Raw genomic sequence first — 17,972 nt, 5'->3', positions numbered from 1 at the left:
TCTGTGTCGAGCACCACCTGCAGACGCCTGACCGTTCTCCAGACCCGGGAGTTTCCTCAGTGACCATCCGTGTGGGCATCAACGGCTTCGGCCGCATCGGCCGCAACTTCTACCGCGCCGTCCAGGCAGCCGGTTCCGACTTCGAGATCGTCGCCGTCAACGACCTCACCGACACCAAGACCCTCGCCACCCTGCTGAAGTACGACTCGATCCTCGGCCGCTACCCCGGTGAGGTCGAGGTCGACGGCGACGCGATCAACGTCGACGGCAAGCCCGTGAAGGTGCTGGCCGAGCGTGACCCCGCGGGTCTGCCCTGGGGCGACCTCGGCGTCGACGTCGTGGTCGAGTCGACCGGCTTCTTCACCGACGCGCAGAAGGCCGAGGCCCACCTCGACGGCGGCGCCAAGAAGGTCGTCATCTCGGCGCCGGCGTCGAACGAGGACATCACCATCGTCATGGGCGTCAACGAGCGCCAGTACGACCCCGGCAACCACAACATCGTGTCGAACGCGTCGTGCACCACGAACTGCCTGGCGCCGCTGGCCAAGGTCCTCGACGACGCCTTCGGTGGCATCACCCAGGGCCTCATGACGACCATCCACGCGTACACGCAGGACCAGAACCTGCAGGACGGCCCGCACAAGGACCTGCGTCGCGCCCGCGCCGCGGCTCTCAACATCGTCCCGACCTCGACCGGCGCCGCGAAGGCCATCGGCCTGGTCCTGCCGCAGCTCAAGGGCAAGCTCGACGGCTACGCCCTCCGCGTGCCCGTGCCCACGGGCTCGGCCACCGACCTGACCGTCAACCTCGGCACCGCGCCCGGCTCGGTCGACGAGATCAACGCCGCGTACCGCGCGGCCGCCGACGGCCCGCTCAAGGGCTACCTCAAGTACACGTCCGACCCGATCGTGAGCAGCGACATCGTCACCGACCCGTCGTCCTGCATCTACGACAGCGGGCTCACCAAGCTCATCGGCGACCAGGTGAAGGTCGTCGGCTGGTACGACAACGAGTGGGGTTACTCCAACCGCCTCGTCGACCTCGTGCAGCTGGTCGGCCAGCCCTTCTCGTCGTGACGGGGTCGCTCGAGGACCTGCTCGCCCACGGGGTGGAGGGGCGGCGGGTCTTCGTCCGGTCCGACCTCAACGTCCCGCTCAAAGACGGGGTCATCACCGACGACGGTCGGATCCGGGCGTCGCTGCCGACCATCACCGCGCTGGCCGACGCCGGCGCGCGGGTGATCGTCGCGGCGCACCTGGGCCGGCCGAAGGGCGAGCCGGACCCGAAGTACTCCCTGCGCCCGGTCGCCGATCGTCTGGCCCAGCTGCTGGGCAAGCCGGTCGAGTTCGCCCTGGACACCGTCGGCGAGAGCGCCCGGCTGCTCGCCGACGCCATCGACGACGGCGACGTCCTGCTGCTGGAGAACGTCCGCTTCGAGGCGGGGGAGACCAGCAAGGACGACGCCGCCCGGCTCGCGCTCGCCCGGTCGTACGCGGCGCTCGTCGGCGGCCCGGACGACACCGACGGCGAGTCCCCGGAACCCGGTGGCGCCTACGTCGACGACGCGTTCGGCGCCGTCCACCGCAAGCACGCCTCGGTCTACGACGTCGCGACCCTGCTCCCGCACTACGCGGGCGGTCTGGTGCGGGACGAGCTGGCCGTCCTGCAGCGGCTGACCGGCGAGCCCGACCGGCCGTACGCGGTCGTGCTCGGCGGGTCGAAGGTGTCGGACAAGCTCGCCGTCATCGAGTCGCTGCTGCCCAAGGTCGACCGGCTGCTGGTGGGCGGCGGGATGTGCTTCACCTTCCTCGCGGCCCAGGGCCACGGGGTCGGTGACTCGCTGCTCGAGGCCGACATGGTCGACACCTGCCGGCGGCTGCTGGCCGAGGCCGGCAGCCGGATCGTGCTGCCGACCGACATCGTCGTCGCCGACGACTTCTCCGCCGAGGCGAACACCCAGGTCGTCGCCGCCAACGCCATCCCCGCCGGGTGGAAGGGCCTCGACATCGGCCCGGAGTCCGCGGCGGCGTTCGCCGGCGCCCTGGCCGACGCCCGCACCGTGTTCTGGAACGGACCGATGGGGGTCTTCGAGCTGGCGCCGTTCGCGGCCGGCACGAAGGCGGTGGCCGAGGCGGTCGCCGCCTCACCGGGCCTCTCGGTCGTCGGTGGTGGCGACAGCGCGGCCGCCGTCCGCGCGCTCGGCCTCGACGAGTCGTCGTTCGGGCACATCTCGACCGGCGGGGGTGCGTCCCTGGAGTACCTCGAGGGCAAGCCGCTGCCGGGCGTCACCGTGCTCGAGCAGCCGTGAGCACGCCGGGCGCCCGCCGGCCGCTCGTGGCCGGCAACTGGAAGATGAACCTCAACCACCTCGAGGCCATCGCCCACGCCCAGAAGGTCGCCCACAGCGTCGATCCCGGTGTCTACGCCGGGGTCGACGTCGCGGTGCTGCCGCCGTTCACGGACCTGCGCAGCGTGCAGACCCTCGTCGACGGCGACAAGCTCGCCCTGCGGTACGGGGCGCAGGACCTGTCGCCGCACGCGTCGGGGGCCTACACCGGCGACGTCAGCGGGCCGATGCTGGCCAAGCTCGGCTGCACGTACGTGACGGTCGGGCACTCGGAACGGCGCGCGATCCACGGCGAGACCGACGACATCGTCAACGCCAAGGCGCGGGCGGCGATCACCAACGGCATCGTGCCGATCCTCTGCGTCGGTGAACCGCTGGAGATCCGCGAGACTGGCGAGCAGGTCGCGCACTGCAGCACCCAGCTCGCCCTCGGCCTGGTCGACATCACCGAGGAGCAGGTCGTCTCGGCTCCCGGCCTGGTGATCGCCTACGAGCCGGTGTGGGCCATCGGCACCGGCCGGACCGCCACGCCCGAGGACGCCCAGGAGGTGTGCTCGGCGCTGCGGGCCCAGCTCGCCGAGCTGTACTCGCCGGCCGCCGCCGCAGCCGTCCGCATCGTCTACGGCGGCTCGATGAACGCGGGGAACGCGGCGGCGCTCACCGACCAGCGCGACGTCGACGGCGGCCTCATCGGGGGCGCCTCGCTCGACGCCGAGGCGTTCGCCGCGATCTGCCGGGCCGCGCTGCGCTGATCCACGGCCGGTCGAGCGGTCCGGAACGAGCCGGCGGGCGGCGGATGAGGACGATCCGCGACCGAACCGTTATCCTGTGGACCGACTGCCTGCCAGCAACCGCGCCACCTCCGACCTCAAGGACTGACGTACGTGATCCTCGCCTTGTCCATCGTGCTCATCATCTTCAGCGTGATGCTGGTCGTGCTCGTCCTGCTCCACAAGGGCAAGGGTGGCGGTCTGTCGTCGATGCTCGGTGGCTCGTTCTACTCGAGCCTGTCGGGGTCGTCCGTGGTCGAGCGCAACCTCGACCGCCTGACGATCATCTCCGGCGTCGTGTGGGCGGTCTGCATCATCGGGCTCGGCCTGCTGTACAAGTCCGGCTGACCCGCCACCCGAACGAGAGATCGACCCGAGGGGAACACCAAGCATGGCCGGTGGCAACGCCATCCGCGGCAGCCGAGTCGGCGCCGGACCGATGGGCGAGAACGAGCGAGGCGAATCGGCCCCGCGGCAGCGGGTGTCGTTCTTCTGCGCGAACGGACACGAGGTGCAGCCGGCGTTCGCCGCTGACGCCGACCTCCCCGAGACCTGGGACTGCCCACGCTGCGGCTACCCGGCGGGCCGCAAGTCCGACGCCCCGCCGAAGGCCCTGCGCAACGAGCCGTACAAGACCCACCTCGCGTACGTGAAGGAGCGCCGCACCGACGAGGACGGCGCGGCCATCCTCGAGGAGGCCCTCGCGAAGGTGCGGGCCCGCAGAGGCGAGTGACCGGCGCGGGCCGGGGTCTCCGGCACCGGCTCCTGCAGCAACGCCGCGGCTTCCTGCTGTTCCTCGGCTTCTGCGCCGGCCGGGTCCCCGTCCACGCGTTCCGCCTGGCGGTCTACCGCGCGCTGGGGATGACGTTGGCGCCCGAAGCGGTCGTCGCCTGGCGCCTGGTGTTCTTCGCTCCCGAGGGCATCCACGTCGGTGCCCGGTCGATCGTCGGCAACGACGCCTTCCTCGACGGCCGCCGGGGCCTGCGCATCGGTGAGGACGTCAACATCGGCGGCCACGTGCACGTCTTCACGCTCCAGCACGACCCCCACAGCGACACCTTCGCCCCGGCCGGCGGTCCGGTCGTGCTCGAGGACCACGTCAGCATCGGGTCCCGGGCCACGATCCTGCCCGGCGTCACCATCGGACGCGGTGCGGTCGTCGCGGCCGGCGCGGTGGTCACCCGCGACGTCGAGCCCATGACGATCGTCGGCGGCGTCCCCGCGCGTCCGATCGGCCCCCGGCGCAGCTCGCTGGGCTACCGGACCGGGCGGCACCTGCCGTTCCAGTAGGTCCGGACCACCCGCCCCGCGGTCGGGCCAGCCTGGCGACAGGCCCACCGGCCGGTCGCGGGGGAGCGACCGGTCAGCGGCCGGGGAAGTCGGCGGGCAGCTGCGCCGCGGCGGCCGCGTCGACCAGCCACCGGGTGGCGACCCGCCCCCGCGGTGCCGACGACGGCACCTCGGTCGGGCGCGAACCGCCGGTGAGGGCGGCGGCCACGGCGTCGGCCTTGCCGTCACCCGCGGTGACGAACCAGATCTCGGCGGCGGCGTCGAGGGTGGGGAACGTCAGCGACAACCGGACCGGCGGCGGTTTGGGGGAGTCGTGGACCGCGATCACCGCACGGTCGGACACCGAGGTCCCGGGGTTGCCGGGGAACAGCGACGCGCAGTGGCCGTCCTCGCCGACCCCGAGCAGGGCGACGTCGAACGCCGGCACCGGGCCGTCGTCGCCACGGTCGCGGGCCGACGCCGCGAGAGCCTCGGCGTAGGCGTCCGCGGCGTCCTCCACGGTCGCGAAGTCCCCGACGGCCGGCATCCGGTGGATCCGGGCCGGGTCGAAGGGAGCGGCGTCGGCGACGGGCTGGAACTCCAGGTCGTTGCGGTCGGACGACCCCGACTCGACCCAGCGCTCGTCGCCCCACCACACGTCGACCGCCGACCAGTCGATGCCGGTCGCGCTCGAGTCGGCCGACGCCAGCGAGGTCAGCACCTGCTTCATGACCCGGCCGCCCGTGACCACCAGCGACGCCGAACCCCGGGCCTGCTGGGCCGCGACGACGAGCGCCACGAGCCGGTCGGAGACGGAAGCGGCCAGGGCGTCCGGCGTCTCCGAGACCTCGAGAACCGGTTCCGGCGCGCTCACGAGGCGGCGGGGGTCTCGGGCGCCAGCGCCGGGTCGTTCCAGATGTGCACCCGCTTGTTGGGCCGCTCCGGCAGACCGCTGGTGCCGGTCACGGCGCCGAGCGACTCGGAGTAGACGCGGTCGGAGTCCAGGCGGCGCAGTTCCTCGGCCAGCAGCTCACCGAGCGAGCGCTCGGGGAACGGCGAGATCGAGTCCGGCTGACCGCCGCGGCGCAGCACCATCCGGCTGCCGTCGCGGACGGCCTGCAGGGTGGTGTCGTCCTCCATGCCGATCGTCACCTCACGGATGGCCATGCCACCGCTGGTGCGCCGCACCGGCACGTAGAACCCGAGGCGCGAGGACAGCCAGCCCGCGAGCAGCAGGGCCGACGGGTCGCCTTCGTCGCCGTCGACGGTGGCCCAGGTGGCGGGCGACGTCGTGCCGTCGAACGCCGACGCCAGGGTGGCCCGCCACGCGGTGACGCGGGTCCACGCGAGGTCGGTGTCGCCCGGGGCGAAGTCCGCGGCGCGCTGACGCAGAGCCGCGACCCGGTCCGACGCGAGCCCGACCTCGGTGATCCGACGGTCCGCGAACACGCCCAGCGGGTCGTAGGAGATGCGGTCCGGCGGCGCACCGTGCCACCAGGTCACGACCGGGGCGTCCGGGGCGAGCAGCGGCAACGTGACCGACTCGGCGTGCAGGGCCAAGCGGCCGTACATCCGCATGACGACGGCTTCACCCGGGCCGAGCCGCCCGCCGAGGACGACCTCGGCGTCGAGCCGCGGCACCGGCGCGTCGATCTGGCGTCGGATGACCATGAGCGCGCGCATCGGGTGCTTGGAGGCCGCGAGCGTCGCCGCGGTCTCCGCCTCCTGCACGTCCTTCTCGTCGACGACGATGACGAGCGTGAGCGCGAGCCCACTCGTCACCGCGCCGCCGGTGCGGCGTTCGGCGGCGAGCGCCTTGACCACCGCGGTACCGGTGGTGTCCCAGAGGGTGGTCATGGTTACGGACGCCTCCACTGTCGGCCGTCACGGGCGAGCATCTCGTCGGCGGCGTGGGGTCCCCACTCGCCGGCGCGGTACAGGTGCGGGGCCGAGCCCTCCCAGAACTCCTCCAGCGGGTCGATGACCCGCCAGCTGGCCTCGACCTCGTCGTTGCGCGGGAACAGCGTGGCGTCGCCGAGCAGGACGTCGAGGATGAGCCGTTCGTAGGCCTCGGGCGAGGCCTCGGTGAACGCCTCGCCGTAGAGGAAGTCCATCGCGACGTCGCGGACCTCCATCGCCGAGCCGGGCACCTTGGACCCGAACTTCAACGTGACGCCCTCGTCGGGCTGCACGCGGATGACCAGCGAGTTGTGGCCCAGTTCCTTGGTGTCGGTGCGGTTGAACGGCAGGTGCGGCGCCTTCTTGAACAGCACGCCGATCTCGGTGACGCGGCGCGGGAGTCGCTTGCCCGTGCGCAGGTACCACGGCACACCCGCCCAGCGGCGGGTCTCGATGTTGAGCTTCACCGCGGCGTAGGTCTCGGTGTTGGACTCCGGCGGCACGCCGTCCTCGGCCCGGTAGGCCTTCACCCGCTCGCCGGCGAGCCAGCCCTGGTCGTACTGCCCGCGGATGGCGTAGGCCGCGAGGTCCTCGGGCAGCGTGATCGCCCGCAACACCTTGATCTTCTCGGTGCGGATCTCCTCGGCGGCGAACTCGACCGGCTCCTCCATCGCGACGAGCGCGAGCAGTTGCAGGAGGTGGTTCTGCAGGACGTCACGCGCGGCGCCGGTGGCGTCGTAGAACGCCGCCCGGCCACCGGTGCCGATGTCCTCGGCCATGGTGATCTGCACGGAGTCGACGTAGTTGGCGTTCCAGACCGGCTCGAACAACTGGTTGGCGAACCGGAGCGCCATGATGTTCTGGACGGTCTCCTTGCCCAGGTAGTGGTCGATCCGGTAGACGTCGCCCGGCGTGAACACCGAGTCGACCAGGTTGTTCAGCTCCAGCGCGCTGGCCAGGTCGTGCCCGAACGGCTTCTCGACCACGACCCGCCGCCAGCCACCCGCCTGCTGGTTGTCGGCCATGCCGGTGCGGTGCATCTGACCGAGCACGGTCGGGAACAGCGCGGGCGGGATCGACAGGTAGAACGCGGCGTTGCCCTTGATGCCGTGCGAGTCCTCGAGATCGGTGAGGGTCTGCGACAACTCGTCGAACGCGGCGTCGTCGTCGAAGGAGCCGGGGACGAACTTGATGTTGCCCGAGAGCCGGGCCCACACCTCCTCGTTCCACGCGGTGCGAGCACCGGCCTGGGCCGCCTTGCGGGCCAGGGTCTCGAAGTCGCCGTCTCCCCAGTCACGTCGGGCGAACCCGAGCAGGACGAAGTCGGTCGGCAGCAAGCCGCGGTTGGCGAGGTCGTAGATCGCCGGCAGCAGCTTCTTGCGCGACAGGTCGCCGGTGACGCCGAAGACCACGAGCGCACACGGCTCGGGAACCCGCGGCAGGCGGCGGTCGGACGGGTCACGCAGCGGGTTGGCCTGCGCGGCCTCGGTCATGGCCCCCATGGCGACCGGGCCCGCGTTGGCGGGCCCGGTCGACGGCGGCGACGCCGACGTCGTGTCGGGACGAGGTTGTTCGACGTCCTCGACGGGGGTGTCAGTTTCGCTCACCAGGGTTCCTTCTTCGATGCGTCGGCGGGGGACGGGTCGGTCAGACCTGCGCCTCGAGCTGCTTCTGCACGCCTTCGAGCAGTTGCGCCCACGAGTCCTCGAACTTCTGCACACCCTCGCTCTCGAGGACCTGCACGACGTCCGACATCGGGATGCCGAGGGCGTCGAGCTTGCTGAAGACCTCGCGGGCCTCGTCGTACCCCTGCGCCGCGGTGTCGCCGCCGACCTCGCCGTGGTCGGCGAAGGCGTTCAGCGTGGCCTCGGGCATGGTGTTGACGGTGTTCGGCGCGACCAGCTCGCTGACGTACAGCGTGTCGGGCAGCGACGGGTCCTTGACCGAGGTCGAGGCCCACAGCGGGCGCTGGACGTGGGCGCCGGCGGCCGCGAGGGCCTCCCAACGCTCACCCGAGAACGTCTTCTCGTACGCCTCGTAGGCGAGTCGGGCGTTGGCGATCGCGGCCTTGCTCTTGAGCGCGAGCGCCTCGTCGGTCCCGATCTTCTCGAGGCGGTTGTCGACCTCGGTGTCGACCCGCGACACGAAGAACGAGCCGACCGAGCGGATCGTCGACAGGTCGATGCCGCGTTCCTTGGCCAGTTCCAGACCGTTGAGGTAGGCGCCCATGACGCGCTCGTAGCGGTCGATCGCGAAGATCAGCGTGACGTTGACGCTGATGCCCTGCCCGATCGTGGTCTCGATCGCGTCGATCCCCTCCTCGGTGGCGGGGATCTTGATCATGGTGTTGGGACGGTCGACGAGCCACCACAGGGCCTCGGCCTCGGCGGTGGTCTTGCCGGTGTCGTGGGCGATGCGGGGGTCGACCTCGAGCGAGACCCGGCCGTCCTGGCCGTCGGTCGCGTCGTAGACCGGCCGCAGGACGTCGGCGGCCCAGCGGATGTCGTAGGCGGTCAGCAGGCGCACGGCCTCCTCGACCGAGACCCCGCGGCGAGCGAGCGCCCGGATCTGGTCGTCGTAGGCGTCGCCCTTCTCCATCGCCTTCTGGAAGATCGACGGGTTGCTCGTCACACCGAGCACGTGCTTGGTGTCGATGAGCTCCTGCAGGTTGCCCGAGCGCAGTCGCTCGCGGCTGATGTCGTCGAGCCAAGGCGAGGTGCCGTGCTCGACCAGGTGGGCGAGCGGGTCCATACCGTCGTGGGACATGTGGATTCCTTCTCTCGTTGCTGGCGTGGGTGTCAGGAGGTGACCGGCGCGCTGACCTCGGTCGCCCGCTGCAGGGAGGTGTGGGCGGCGGCGACCACGGCGTCGGTGGTGAAGCCGAACTGCTCCATGAGGACCTCACCGTCGGCGCTCGCGCCGAAGTGCTCGATCGACACGCTCTCGCCGGAGTCGCCGACCCAGTCGCGCCAGCCCATGGCGATCGCGGCCTCGACGCTCACGCGCGCCCGGACCGCCGGCGGCAGCACCTGCTGCTGGTAGCTCTGCGGCTGGGCCTTGAACCACTCCTGGCACGGCATGGAGACGACGCGGGTCGCCGTGCCCTCGGCCTCGAGGCGCTCACGGGCGGAGAGTGCGAGCGCCACCTCGGAACCGGTCGCGATGATGATGACCTGCGGCAGGCCCTCGGAGGCGTCGGCGAGGACGTAGGCGCCCTTGCCGGCCTCGGCGGCCGCGGTCGGGTCGAGCACCGGCAGATTCTGCCGCGACAACGCCAGGGCGGTCGGGGCGTCGGTGATCTCCAGGGCGCGACGCCACACCGCGGCGGTCTCGTTCGCGTCGGCCGGGCGGGCCACGTTCAGGCCCGGGATCGCGCGGAGCGCCGCGATCTGCTCGATCGGCTGGTGGGTCGGGCCGTCGCCGCCCAGGCCGATGGAGTCGTGGGTCCAGACGTAGATCGTCGGCTGGTGCATCATCGCCGCGAGCCGGACCGGCGGGCGCATGTAGTCGCTGAACACGAGGAACGTGCCGCCGTACACGCGGGTGCCGCCGTGCACGCTGATGCCGTTCATGATCGCGCCCATGGCGTGCTCACGGATGCCGAAGTGCAGGGTCCGGCCGTAGGGGCCGCCGGGGAACATCTTCGACTGCCGGTCCGAGGGCAGGAAGCTCGGCTGCCCCTTCATCGTGGTGTTGTTCGACTCCGCGAGGTCGGCCGAACCGCCCCACAGTTCCGGCAGCGGGTCGGCGAGGGCGGTGAGGACGGCTTCGCTGGCCTTGCGGGTGGAGAGGGTGGCGGGCTTGCCGTCCTTCTCGGTCGGGAAGGTCGGCAGGGCGTCGGTCCAGCCGTCGGCCAGCGTGCGGGTCGAGAGGCGGTCGTGGAGCGCCTTGCCCGCCCGGTTCTTGCCCGCCCAGGCGTCGTAGCCCTGCTGCCACTCGGCCTTGGCCTCGCGGCCGCGGTCGATCGCCTTGCGGGTGTGCGCGAGGACCTCGGGGTCGACCTCGAAGGTCTTGGCCGGGTCGAAGCCCAGGATCTCCTTCGTGGCGGCGATCTCGGCGTCACCGAGCGCGGCTCCGTGCGCCTTGCCGGTGCCCTGCAGGGTGGGGGCGGGCCAGCCGATGATCGTGCGGACCGCGATGAAGCTCGGCTTGTCGGTGACGGCCTTGGCCGCCTCGATCGCCGCCTCGAGGGCCGCGACGTCCTCACCGGACTCGACGTACTGCACGTGCCAGCCGTAGGCCTCGTAGCGGGCGGCGACGTCCTCGGTGAACGCGATCGTGACGTCGTCCTCGATCGAGATGCGGTTGTCGTCCCAGAACAGGATGAGGTTGCCGAGGTGCTGGGTCGCCGCGAGCGAGCTCGCCTCGGAGGCGACACCCTCCTGCATGCAACCGTCACCGGCGATGACGTAGACGAAGTGGTCGAACGGCGAGGTGCCGGGCTCGGCGTCGGGGTCGAACAGGCCGCGCTCACGGCGGGCGGCCATGGCCATGCCGACGCCGTTCGCCACGCCCTGGCCCAACGGGCCGGTGGTGATCTCGACGCCCGCGGTGTGGCTGTACTCCGGGTGGCCCGGGGTGAGCGAGCCCCACGTGCGCAGCGCCTTGAGGTCGTCGACCTCGAGGCCGTAGCCCGCGAGGAACAGTTCGGTGTACTGGGTCAGCACGGAGTGGCCGTTGCTCATGATGAAGCGGTCGCGGCCCGGCCACTGCGGGTCGGCCGGGTCGCCCTTCATGACGCGCTGGTAGAGCAGGTAGGCGAGCGGCGCGAGGCTCATCGCCGTCCCGGGGTGGCCGCTGCCGGCCTTCTCCACGGCGTCGGCCGCGAGCAACCGGGCCGTGTCCACCGCCTTGGTGTCGAGATCGGTCCACCAGTCCGGGTGGTTCTGGACGATCGGAGCGTCCTTCGGCGAGCCGTACTCGGCTTCGGCGGCGGTGGTGTCGGTCTCGTTGGCGGTATCGGTCACGGTTGAAGATCCCCTTCGCGGCGCTATGACGTACGTCTCCAGTTGTTGCGAGGCGCGCTCTCGGCACACTCGCAAGCCCGAGTTCAGCCTATCCACGACAACCCGGCTCTCTTCACCGGTATGCCCGGCAACCCCCGGGAGCGTCCACCCCGTCGGTGAACAACGGGTGCGCGGGTCGCGATCGGGCCGCAGGAGCCGACGGTTACCCTCGGACTCGTGACGCAGACGCCGGTGGCTCCGCTGCTGCCGGAGGCCGGTGGAGACCTCCCGGCGACACCGCGCCCGACCCCCGGCCAGGTGGCTGCCGCGCCGGTCTCGACCGCGGTCGACCTGGTCCGCCCCCCGCGTGAGACGACGCCCGCCGGCAGCAACGTGTGGGCGACCGTGCGGGCCTACGTCGCGCTCACCAAGCCCCGCATCATCGAGCTGCTGCTCGTCACGACCGTCCCGACCATGGTCCTCGCCGCCGACGGCTGGCCCGGCTGGGTCGTGCTGGTCGCGACGCTGGTCGGCGGCACGCTCGCCGCCGGCAGCGCGAACGCCTTCAACTGCTACATCGACCGCGACATCGACGCCCTCATGCGCCGCACCGGTCACCGGCCGCTGGTCAACGGCGGTCCGGGCGGCGCCGTGGTCAGCCCCCGTGCGGCGCTGGTGTTCGGCTGGGTGCTGGGCGTGGTCGCCGTGACGACCATGGCCGTCCTGACGACCTGGCTCGCGGCCGTGCTCACCGCCGCGGCGATCGCCTTCTACGCCATCGTCTACACGATGCTGCTCAAGCGGCGGACCTCCCAGAACATCGTGTGGGGCGGCGCCGCCGGGTGCATGCCCGTGCTCATCGGCTGGGCGGCTGTCACCGGATCGTTGTCCTGGGCATCGGTCGCGTTGTTCGCGGTCATCTTCTTCTGGACGCCCCCGCACTTCTGGTCGCTCGCCATGCGCTACCGCGAGGACTACGCCCGCGCCGGGGTGCCGATGCTCCCGGTGGTCGCCGGTCCGGTCACGGTCGCGCGTCAGATCGTCGGCTACACCTGGCTGACCGTCGCGGCGAGCGTCGCGGTGTGGCCGCTGTCGTCATCGGTCTCGTGGCTCTACGGCGTGCTCGCCGGTGCCGCCGGCCTGCTCCTGGTCGTGGCCGCGCACCGCGTGCTCGCCGGCGTCAAGCGTGACACCGCCCCCGACGGATCGTTGTCCGGTGCGTCGGTAGCGGCGCCCATGCGGCTGTTCCACCTGTCGAACACCTACCTGGCATTCGTCTTCGTGGCCCTGGCCGTCGACGTCCTCGTCCGCTGAGCCGCCCCGTGGCCCGTGTCGCGCTCGCGTCCTGCTCCGCCTTCCCGGCGGGTGACGAGGACGCCGGTCACCTGCTGGAGGCCTTCCGCGCCGCCGGTCACGACGCGTCCTGGGAGCTCTGGGACGACCCGGCCGTCGACTGGGAGGCCTTCGACGTCACCGTCGTGCGGGCCACGTGGGACTACACCCCGCGTCGCGAGGAGTTCCTCGCCTGGGCCGGTGGCCTGCCGCTCGTCCTGAACCCGTTCCCGGTCCTGTCCTGGAGTTCGGACAAGGTCTACCTGCGCGACCTCGCCGCGGCCGACGTGCCGACGGTCCCCACCACGTTCGTCCCACCGGGTGAGCCGCTGCCCGAGGGCCTCGTCGGCGAATACGTCGTCAAGCCCTCGGTCGGCGCCGGGTCGCGCGGCGCCGGACGCTTCGCCCTGCCCAGCGGGCTCGACGAGGCCCGTGAACACCTCGGAGCCCTGCACGCCGCCGGCCGCACCGCGCTGGTGCAGCCCTACGTGGCCGATGTCGACACCACCGGTGAGACGGCCGTCGTGTGCCTGGGCGGTGTCGTGTCCCACGCGGCCCGCAAGGCGGCGTTGCTGCCCTCCGGCACGGTCCGGGACCTGGTCGCCCCGGCGCAGTCCGACGACCACGGGCTGTTCCTCGTCGAGTCGATGTCGGCGGTCACCCCGACCGAGGCCGAGCAGGCCGTCGCCCGGCAGGTGCTCGACTACGTCACCGCACGCTTCGGCGTCACGCCGGTCTACGCCCGTGTCGACCTCCTGCCGGCTGTGGACGGCCCGGTCGTGGTCGAGGCCGAGCTGGTCGAACCGTCGCTGTTCCTGGGCTACGCCCCCGACCCGGCGGCCGCCGCTGGCCGGTTGGTCGCGGCCGTCGCGGCCCTGCTGTAGGCCGGCCGTGACGCTCCCGGTCCCCGACCCGGCCCGCCTCGCGGCGCTGCGGCGGATGAAGGTCATCGCCGGCGCCCTGCTGCTGGTCGCCGCCGCGCTGTTCGTGGTCGCCCGCGTGTTCGGTGGTGACGACGGCGATCCCGCGTTCTGGGGCTACCTCGAGACCACGGCCGAGGCCGCGATGGTCGGTGGCCTCGCCGACTGGTTCGCCGTCACCGCCCTGTTCCGCCACCCGCTGGGGATCCCGATCCCGCACACCGCGATCATCCCGCGCAAGAAGGACCAGATCGGCGAGTCCCTCGCGGGCTTCGTGCAGGAGAACTTCCTCACCGCCGACATCGTCGGCGAGCGGTTGGGTTCGTTGCACCTGTCGCGGCGCGCGGGGGAGTTCCTCGCCGACCCGGGGCACGCCCGGCGCCTGGTCGACGAGGCCGCGGTGACCCTGCAGGGGGTCTCGCGCGTGCTCCGCGACGACGACATCGCCCCGGCGCTGGCCAAGGTGGTCGAGGAGCGCCTGCGCGCACTCGACGTCGCCCCCGTGGCTTCACGGGTGCTCGATGCCGTCGTCGAGAGCGGCCAGCACCAGGTCGCACTCACCGGTGCGCTGCGCGGGTTGTCGCACTTCCTCGACGAGAACCGCACGGTGTTCCGCGAGCGGCTGGCGCAGGAGTCGCCGGAGTGGGTGCCGTCGTGGGTCGACGACCGGGTGTTCGACCGGTTGTTCCGCGGGTTGCAGACCTTCGTGCGTGACGTCGTCGACGGCGACGACCACCAGCTGCGGAAGCGGTTCGACGCCTACCTCCGCGAGTACGCCGTCCGGCTGCGCGAAGACCCCGTCACCATCGCGAAGCTCGACGCGGCCAAGAACCAGCTGCTCGACCACCCGGCCGTCCGTGCCTGGCTGGAGACCCTCTGGGACCACGTCAAGGTCGCGGTCCTCGGCAGCGCCGCCGACCCCGACTCCGAGCTCCGCCGGTCCGCGACGTCGCTCGTGGTGTCGGCCGGTCGCGCCCTGCGCGACGACCCCGCGCTGCAGGCCCGGGTCGAGGCCCTGGTGCAGCGTGGCGTCGCCCACGTCGTCACCCGGTACGGCGCCGAGGCCGGGTCGCTGATCTCCTCGACCGTCGCGCGCTGGGACGCCCAGGAGACCGGCCGACGGTTGGAGCTGCAGGTCGGGCGCGACCTGCAGTTCATCCGGATCAACGGCACCGTGGTCGGCGCGCTCGTCGGCCTGGCCATCCACGCCGTCGGTCAACTGCTCTGAACCGACGTGCGGTGACCGGTGCCGTGTCCGGTCCGGCACGGGCAGGCTCTGGGACGTGACAGCTCCGGTCGTCCGCGTCAGCGGTCTGCGCAAGCACTACGGGACCACCGAGGTGCTGCGTGGCGTCGACCTCGACGTCGCGCCGGGCGAGTGCGTCGCGCTGCTCGGGCCGAACGGGGCCGGCAAGACCACGACCGTCGAGATCCTCGAGGGTTTCCGGTCGCGCGACGCCGGCGACGTCGAGGTCCTCGGTGAGGATCCGGGGCGGGCCGACCGGGCGTGGCGGGCGCGGATCGGCGTCGTGGCGCAGGACGACCTCGGGGCCGTCGACCTCACGGTCGGCGAGATGATCCGCCACTTCGCGCACTACCACGTCGACCCGCGCCCGGCGGGGGAGCTCGTCGAGATGGTCGGGCTGCAGGAGAAGGTCCGGACGCGGGTGACCGACCTGTCCGGTGGGCAGCGACGGCGTCTCGACGTCGCACTCGGGGTGCAGGGCCGTCCGGAGCTGCTGTTCCTCGACGAGCCGACCACCGGTTTCGACCCCGCGGCGCGGCGGCAGTTCTGGACGTTGGTCGAGACGCTGCAGGCCGAGGGCACGACGATCCTGCTCACCACCCACTACCTGGAGGAGGCGGCGCGGCTCGCCGACCGGGTGGCCGTCATCGCCCGGGGGCGGGTGGTCGCGGTGGCGACCCCGGATGCCCTGGGCGGCCGTCTCGAGCTCGGCGCGACGGTGACCTGGCGCGACGCCGGCGGCGCGCGTCACCAGGAGGTGACCCTCCGGCCGACGGCGGTGCTGCGCGAGGTCCTGGCCGACCACCCGGACGGGGAGGTGGCCGAGTTGACGGTCGTGCGGCCGTCGCTCGAGGACGTCTACCTCGCCCTCATCGAGACGGAGGAGCCCCCGTGACCACACCGGTGCAGCATGCAACGGTCCCGGCAGCGGCCGGGATCGCGTGGTCCAGGGTCGGGCTCGAGCTCCGGCTCTTCGCCCGTGACCGCCAGGCGGTCGTCTTCGGCTTCCTGTACCCGGCGCTGATGATGGTCATCTTCGGGTCGGTCTTCGACGGGCAGAGCGTGCCGGGCGGCATCACGTACCCGAGCTACTTCCTGCCGGGGATCGCCGCCACCGGGATCATGCTGACCAGCTTCCAGGGCATCGGCACATCGGTGGCGACCGAGCGCCGCGACGGCACCCTCGCCCGGCTGCAGGCCCTGCCGATGCCGCCGTGGTGCTACTTCGCCGGCAAGGTCGGTCTCGTGGTCGTCAGCACCGTCGGCCAGTTGGCGCTGCTGCTGCTCGTCGCACGGCTGCTCTTCGACGTCCCGCTGCCCGTCGACTCCGCGCACTGGCTCACGTTCGCGTGGGTCGCGCTGCTCGGCGCGGTCGCGGGGACGACGGCCGGGATCGCGGCCTCACGTCTGGCGGGGAGCCCGGCGTCCGCCGGCGTGGTCTTCGCGGCGATCGCGCTGGTCCTGCAGTTCTTCAGCGGCGTGTTCTTCGTGTACTCGGAGCTCCCGGGCTGGATGCAGCAGGTCGCCGCGCTGTTCCCGCTGAAGTGGATGACGCAGGGCCTGCGGTCGGCGACCCTGCCCGACGCCGCGAAGTCCGCGGAGGTCGCCGGCAGCTGGGAGCACGGTCTGACCGCGGTGGTGCTGGCCGTCTGGATCGTGCTGGCGGTCGTGGTGAGCGTCCGGACCTTCCGCTGGCGCCGCGGCTGAGCGGTGGCGGTGGGGACCCGTGGGGGCCCGCCCGTCACGAGGGCGGGGAGCCGCAGTCCGACGGCAGGTCGAAGCCGCCGAGGTCGGGGAACGCGGCCACGCTGAGCACGGCCGGAGCGCCGCCTGCCACGACGTAGTCGAAGCCGACGTCGACGACGAGGGGCCCGATGCAGTGCGGGTCCAGGACCGTGAGCACCACCAGCAGCGTCGCGTCCTCGCCGCTGCGCAGGGTGGCCGGGGCGGTGGCCCCGGGGCAGGCCCCGCGGTCGGGCTCGGTGCGCGTGGCAGGTTCGAACCCGCCGAGCGGGAACGACGGGACGACCTGACGCACCGTGAGCGAGGCGGGGCCGCCGTCGTGCACCCCCACGCCGACGGTGAGGACGCGGCCGTCGAGCGAGGCGCACCGGGCCGTGGTCGACGTCAGCCGGGTCGGGGCGGACGTCGACGCCGTGGGAGCCGGCCCACCGGGGTGACGGTCGCGCCCCCCGCTGATGACGCCGACCGCGACGAGGACGGCCAGGGCGGCCCCGCCCGCGACCAGCGAGCGGCGGTACCGGGCGTACGAGGGTGGGCGCGCGGGATCGCGGCCCTGGGCGATCTCGTCGCTCACGCCGCCGGGACGGAGGAGCGTGACGCGCCGGCGGGCGCGGGCCGGACCCCGGCCCGGCGACCGCCGAGTTGCAGCGGCACGGCGAGGACCGCGACCCAGACGGCGCAGGCGCCGGCCATGTGGAACACCACGAGCACGGCGGGCACGCCGAGGAAGTACTGCGTGTAGCCGATGACGCCCTGGACCGCGATGGCGGCGACCAGCCACCACCCGGCCAGCCGGGCGCCGCGCGGTGCGCGGGTCAGTCGCAGCGTGACCACCAGGCCGACGGCGAGGCCGACCAGCACCATCACGAGGTCGGCGTGCAGCTGGCTGACCGCGCCCGGGTCGAACCCGATGCGGTGCTTCGCGCCCTGGTCGCCCGCGTGCGGCCCGCTGCCCGTGACGATCGTGCCGACGACGAGCGTGGCCGCGGCGAGCGCCACGGTGACGCCCGCGAGCCAGCGCACGGGCGGCGCGGCCCGCTCGACCGGCGGTTCCGCGGCGCCGGTGGCGATCCGGACCCGCCGCAGCAGCACCATCGTCACGGCGATGATGGCCATCGAGAGCAGGAAGTGGGCGGCGACGGTCCACGGGTTCAGCCCGGTGAGGACGGTGATCCCGCCCAGCACGGCCTGCGCCGGGATGCCGAGGAACGCCACGAGCGCGAGCCGTCGTTGCACCCGCTGCGCCAGCGCCAGCAGCAGCGTCACGATCGCGATGACCGCGACCACGAAGGTGAGCATGCGGTTGCCGAACTCCACCGCGCCGTGCCACGCGTACTCGGCCACCGGGGTCAACGAGTCGTCGGTGCACGAGGGCCAGGTCGGGCAGCCGAGGCCGGATCCCGACAGCCGCACCGCACCGCCGGTCACGACGATGGCGCAGTTGGCGATCACCGACAGCAACGCGAACAGCCGCAGGGCTCCCGCCCGCCTCACGGTCGC

The 17,972-nt window shown here is 72.4% G+C and carries 18 protein-coding genes; 11 read left to right on the top strand and 7 right to left on the bottom strand.

Going from position 1 to position 17,972, the window contains the following annotated elements:
• The first annotated feature begins 59 nt into the window (after window positions 1–59).
• From gap to ACXR2U_RS09185, 6 genes are all read left to right on the top strand, one after another.
• Window positions 60–1,076 carry a type I glyceraldehyde-3-phosphate dehydrogenase gene (gap, locus tag ACXR2U_RS09210; protein ID WP_458824672.1) on the top strand — a complete coding sequence of 339 codons (1,017 nt, stop codon included), beginning with the start codon at window positions 60–62 and terminating at the stop codon, window positions 1,074–1,076.
• Window positions 1,073–2,308: a phosphoglycerate kinase gene (locus ACXR2U_RS09205; RefSeq protein WP_458824671.1), complete on the top strand. Its 1,236-nt coding sequence runs from the start codon at window positions 1,073–1,075 to the stop codon at window positions 2,306–2,308. Before gap ends, ACXR2U_RS09205 begins: the two co-directional genes overlap by 4 nt.
• Complete coding sequence (gene tpiA, locus ACXR2U_RS09200; protein WP_458824670.1) at window positions 2,305–3,099, top strand: triose-phosphate isomerase; 795 nt, start codon at window positions 2,305–2,307, stop codon at window positions 3,097–3,099. Before ACXR2U_RS09205 ends, tpiA begins: the two co-directional genes overlap by 4 nt.
• Before the next feature lie 132 nt (window positions 3,100–3,231).
• Window positions 3,232–3,465: a preprotein translocase subunit SecG gene (secG, locus tag ACXR2U_RS09195; protein ID WP_458824669.1), complete on the top strand. Its 234-nt coding sequence runs from the start codon at window positions 3,232–3,234 to the stop codon at window positions 3,463–3,465.
• A 43-nt stretch (window positions 3,466–3,508) separates the two neighbouring features.
• Complete coding sequence (locus ACXR2U_RS09190; protein WP_458824668.1) at window positions 3,509–3,850, top strand: RNA polymerase-binding protein RbpA; 342 nt, start codon at window positions 3,509–3,511, stop codon at window positions 3,848–3,850.
• Window positions 3,847–4,407 carry an acyltransferase gene (locus ACXR2U_RS09185; protein ID WP_458824667.1) on the top strand — a complete coding sequence of 187 codons (561 nt, stop codon included), beginning with the start codon at window positions 3,847–3,849 and terminating at the stop codon, window positions 4,405–4,407. Before ACXR2U_RS09190 ends, ACXR2U_RS09185 begins: the two co-directional genes overlap by 4 nt.
• Window positions 4,408–4,480: 73 nt before the next feature.
• Here ACXR2U_RS09185 and pgl read toward each other — a convergent pair whose 3' ends face one another.
• The 5 genes from pgl to tkt all read right to left on the bottom strand — a co-directional run bounded on the left by pgl (window position 4,481) and on the right by tkt (window position 11,180).
• Window positions 4,481–5,260: a 6-phosphogluconolactonase gene (gene pgl, locus ACXR2U_RS09180; protein ID WP_458824666.1), complete on the bottom strand. Its 780-nt coding sequence runs from the start codon at window positions 5,258–5,260 to the stop codon at window positions 4,481–4,483.
• Complete coding sequence (locus tag ACXR2U_RS09175) at window positions 5,257–6,243, bottom strand: glucose-6-phosphate dehydrogenase assembly protein OpcA (protein ID WP_458824665.1); 987 nt, start codon at window positions 6,241–6,243, stop codon at window positions 5,257–5,259. The genes pgl and ACXR2U_RS09175 overlap by 4 nt, the downstream gene beginning before the upstream one ends.
• 2 nt (window positions 6,244–6,245) lie before the next feature.
• Window positions 6,246–7,787, bottom strand: a complete 1,542-nt coding sequence (gene zwf / locus ACXR2U_RS09170; protein WP_458824710.1) for a glucose-6-phosphate dehydrogenase — start codon at window positions 7,785–7,787, stop codon at window positions 6,246–6,248.
• A 145-nt stretch (window positions 7,788–7,932) separates the two neighbouring features.
• On the bottom strand, window positions 7,933–9,051 hold the full coding sequence (tal, locus tag ACXR2U_RS09165) for a transaldolase (protein WP_458824664.1): 1,119 nt from the start codon (window positions 9,049–9,051) through the stop codon (window positions 7,933–7,935).
• A 32-nt stretch (window positions 9,052–9,083) separates the two neighbouring features.
• Window positions 9,084–11,180: a transketolase gene (tkt, locus tag ACXR2U_RS09160; protein ID WP_458824709.1), complete on the bottom strand. Its 2,097-nt coding sequence runs from the start codon at window positions 11,178–11,180 to the stop codon at window positions 9,084–9,086.
• Window positions 11,181–11,468: 288 nt separating this feature from the next.
• Between tkt and ACXR2U_RS09155 the strand changes: the two genes are divergently transcribed.
• The 5 genes from ACXR2U_RS09155 to ACXR2U_RS09135 are packed head-to-tail and all read left to right on the top strand — an operon-like array spanning window position 11,469 to window position 16,436.
• The gene (locus ACXR2U_RS09155; RefSeq protein WP_458824663.1) at window positions 11,469–12,545 is read left to right on the top strand and encodes a heme o synthase; all 1,077 of its coding nucleotides are present in this window, start codon (window positions 11,469–11,471) and stop codon (window positions 12,543–12,545) included.
• An 8-nt stretch (window positions 12,546–12,553) separates the two neighbouring features.
• Window positions 12,554–13,447 (top strand): ATP-grasp domain-containing protein, encoded by an 894-nt coding sequence (locus ACXR2U_RS09150; RefSeq protein WP_458824662.1) that lies wholly within the window; start codon window positions 12,554–12,556, stop codon window positions 13,445–13,447.
• Between the two features lie 7 nt (window positions 13,448–13,454).
• Entirely contained in the window at window positions 13,455–14,711 is a 1,257-nt protein-coding gene (locus tag ACXR2U_RS09145) for a DUF445 domain-containing protein (RefSeq protein WP_458824661.1), read from the top strand.
• Between the two features lie 55 nt (window positions 14,712–14,766).
• Window positions 14,767–15,624, top strand: a complete 858-nt coding sequence (locus ACXR2U_RS09140) for an ABC transporter ATP-binding protein (RefSeq protein ID WP_458824660.1) — start codon at window positions 14,767–14,769, stop codon at window positions 15,622–15,624.
• Window positions 15,621–16,436, top strand: coding sequence for an ABC transporter permease (locus ACXR2U_RS09135; protein ID WP_458824659.1), 816 nt, complete (start codon window positions 15,621–15,623; stop codon window positions 16,434–16,436). Before ACXR2U_RS09140 ends, ACXR2U_RS09135 begins: the two co-directional genes overlap by 4 nt.
• Window positions 16,437–16,470: 34 nt before the next feature.
• Here ACXR2U_RS09135 and ACXR2U_RS09130 read toward each other — a convergent pair whose 3' ends face one another.
• Entirely contained in the window at window positions 16,471–17,046 is a 576-nt protein-coding gene (locus ACXR2U_RS09130; RefSeq protein ID WP_458824658.1) for a hypothetical protein, read from the bottom strand.
• On the bottom strand, window positions 17,043–17,966 hold the full coding sequence (locus tag ACXR2U_RS09125) for a COX15/CtaA family protein (protein ID WP_458824657.1): 924 nt from the start codon (window positions 17,964–17,966) through the stop codon (window positions 17,043–17,045). Before ACXR2U_RS09125 ends, ACXR2U_RS09130 begins: the two co-directional genes overlap by 4 nt.
• Between the last annotated feature and the right edge of the window lie 6 nt (window positions 17,967–17,972).

This window comes from Jatrophihabitans sp. YIM 134969 (assembly GCF_054456675.1).
The sequence above is the reverse complement of the archived record's forward strand: the minus strand, read 5'-3'. Positions and strand labels throughout refer to the sequence as shown.